At 44.0% G+C, this 659-nt stretch carries 1 protein-coding gene; it reads right to left on the reverse strand.

Translation table 11 applies throughout. The annotated features are described in order from the left end of the window. On the reverse strand, positions 1 to 659 hold a 659-nt coding region (locus R8O11_RS28390; protein ID WP_318195014.1), incomplete at both ends, for an NAD-dependent epimerase/dehydratase family protein.

Here is a 659-nt window from a genome sequence, read left to right on the forward strand (position 1 = left end):
TTTCAGGTAGAACATTTTGGATACGGATAATACCCTCTACGATGTCATCGATATAAGTGAAATCACGGCGCATATCACCGTTGTTATAAATATCGATGGTTTCTCCGTTGACAATTTTATGAGTGAACTTGAGCAGTGCCATATCTGGACGGCCCCATGGACCATAAACAGTAAAGAAACGTAACCCTGTCGTAGGGATGTCGTAAAGATGAGAATAGGTGTGCGCCATCAATTCGTTAGATTTTTTGGTCGCAGCATATAGAGAGATAGGATGGTCGACAGAATCATCTGTACTGAAGGGCACCTTTCCATTTAAACCATAAACAGAACTGGAGGAAGCATAAACGAGGTGTTTCACTTTATTGTGGCGACACCCTTCTAAAATATTTAGGTGTCCCACTAAATTGCTATCTGCATAAGCAAGCGGATTATCCAGAGAGTAGCGTACACCTGCCTGCGCTGCTAAGTGGATAACACGATCAAATTGCTCACTGGCAAACAGCTCTGGGATCGCCACTCGGTCGGCAATATCCAGTTTTACGAACTTGAATAGGGGCTGTTGGATTCGCTCTAACCGAGCATACTTCAAGTTAACGTCGTAATAGTCGTTAATGTTATCGATGCCAACGACATCGTGACCCATTTCTGTCAGGCGCTCG

The sequence above is a fragment of the Vibrio sp. 1288 genome (assembly GCF_033344475.1).